The organism is Actinoplanes sp. NPDC051633 (assembly GCF_040681735.1).
Lineage (GTDB): Bacteria > Actinomycetota > Actinomycetes > Mycobacteriales > Micromonosporaceae > Actinoplanes.
This window is the reverse complement of record NZ_JBFAZH010001437.1, coordinates 1-1,742: the sequence shown is the minus strand read 5'-3', so window position 1 is coordinate 1,742 and position 1,742 is coordinate 1. Positions and strand designations below refer to the sequence as shown.

The following is a 1,742-nucleotide window of genomic DNA, read 5'->3' as shown; positions in this document are numbered from 1 at the left end:
GCCGGTGCTGCCCGGCGGCCCGCATCCTGGTGCTCACCTCCTACGCCGATGACGCGCAGGTCTTTGCCGCGCTGCGGGCCAGAGCGCACAGCTATCTGCTGAAGACGGCGCCGCCGCAGGAGATCGTGCATGCGGTGATGACCACCGCCACCGGCGACAGCGTGTACCAGGGTGGCGTCGCCCAGCGCATCACCGAGCGGCTGCGCACGGGTCGGGGCTCGCCGCCGGCTTTCTCCGGTCTCACGCCCCGTGAGCACGACGTCCTGGACCTCATGGCGCGCGGGCACAGCAACGCGACGATTGCCGACCGGCTGGTGCTGAGCCTCAAGACCGTCCGCAACAACGTCTCGGCGATCTTCATGAAACTTGGCGTGACATCGCGCGCCGAAGCCGTGGCGCGGGCGCGCGACGCCGGGCTCGGCGCTCCGCCCGGGAACACCGATCCCGGAACGCAGGGGCACAGGCCTCTGCCTCCGGGACAGCCCGGAGCACTAGACCTGACCTAGCGGCGAGGCTCGCCGCCGGACAGGAGGCCGACAGGCCATGACCACACACGCGGCGGCTCCGGCCGTCCCCACCGCACGACGGATCCTCGGCGCCGGCGCCGCCGGCGTGGCGCTGCTCCTGACCCTCTGGGTGCTCGGCACCGCACGTGAAGGCGGTGCCGAGAGCGCCCCGTGGGGTCTTCTCATCATCTTCGTCCCGCCGTACCTGATCGGGCTCGCCCTGCTCCGGCCCGTGCCGCGGGTCGCGGCGGTCCTGATCGGAGTCCTGAACCTGATCTTCGTGGTCGCCACCGTGGCAGCCCTCATCCGGGATCCGTTCGAGATGTGGGCCTGGGCGGCCTTCCTGGTGTATCTCGGCGTGCCGCTCGCGGTGGCCGGGCTGGCCGCGGCCGTCCGCATCGTGCTGGGCCGGTGAGGACCATGCGTACCCGGCTGGCGCTACTCGCCGCGATCGTCGCCGCCTCGACCGGCGCCGGGTCTCCCGCCGCCGCCGTGCCGCACCGCCCGGCACAGGTGGTCGCCGTCCACGGCGCCGCCGACGGGTCCATCTCGATCAGCCGGCACACCGTACGGGCGGGCCGGATCGTCTTCCGGCTCGACTCCGCCATGCCGCCCGGCCTCAGCAGCGGCATCACGCTGGTCCGGCCGGCCGGAGACGCCACCCTCGACGATCTGCTCGCCGACGCCCGGCGGATGATGTCCGATGATGCCGCGACCAGGGCCAGAGGCGCCCGGGACGCTGCCCGGGACGGCACCTTCCACGGACTCGCCGACATCCTCGCCGTGACACCGGTCGCGGTGACACAGACCCTGCGCGCCGGCACCTACTACCTGATCGACCTGGGCGTTCTCCGGACCGGGACGCCACCGGTGACCGTCCTGCGGGTACGCGGCACGGCCACCGGACACGACGACGCGCCCCGCTTCTCGACGGTCTTCATGGCGCGCGGCGATCGCTTCATCGCCCCTCCGTTCCTGCCGGCCAACGGAACGATCACCGTGGTGAACGCCTCCCCCGCGCCGCACTTCATGAACATGTGGCCGGTCCGGCCAGGCACCACGGACGCCGAGATTCAAGCCTGGATCGACGCCGGGGCCCCCGGCGAAGGACCGCTCGTGGACGGACCGGCGATCGGCCTCAACACCATCTCGCCAGGGCGGCGGGCTGACCTGACCTATCGGCTGCCACCCGGGCCCTATGTGCTGTTCTGCGAACTTCCCGACGACCGGACCGGC

At 72.3% G+C, this 1,742-nt stretch carries 3 protein-coding genes; all 3 read left to right on the top strand.

Features of this window, described 5'->3' with window-relative positions; all coding sequences use genetic code 11:
- Positions 1–506, top strand: a 506-nt coding sequence (locus tag AB0M20_RS41835) for a response regulator transcription factor (protein ID WP_364306911.1), incomplete at its 5' end; no start/stop codon positions are given.
- A gap of 37 nt (positions 507–543) precedes the next feature.
- On the top strand, positions 544–921 hold the full coding sequence (locus tag AB0M20_RS41830) for a hypothetical protein (protein WP_364306909.1): 378 nt from the start codon (positions 544–546) through the stop codon (positions 919–921).
- 5 nt (positions 922–926) lie between these two features.
- On the top strand, positions 927–1,742 hold an 816-nt coding region (locus tag AB0M20_RS41825), incomplete at its 3' end, for a hypothetical protein (protein WP_364306908.1).

Excerpts from the sequence above, each read along its gene's own strand:
- AB0M20_RS41830 (WP_364306909.1), top strand. The coding sequence starts at position 544 with ATGACCACACACGCGGCGGCTCCGGCCGTCCCCACCGCACGACGGATC.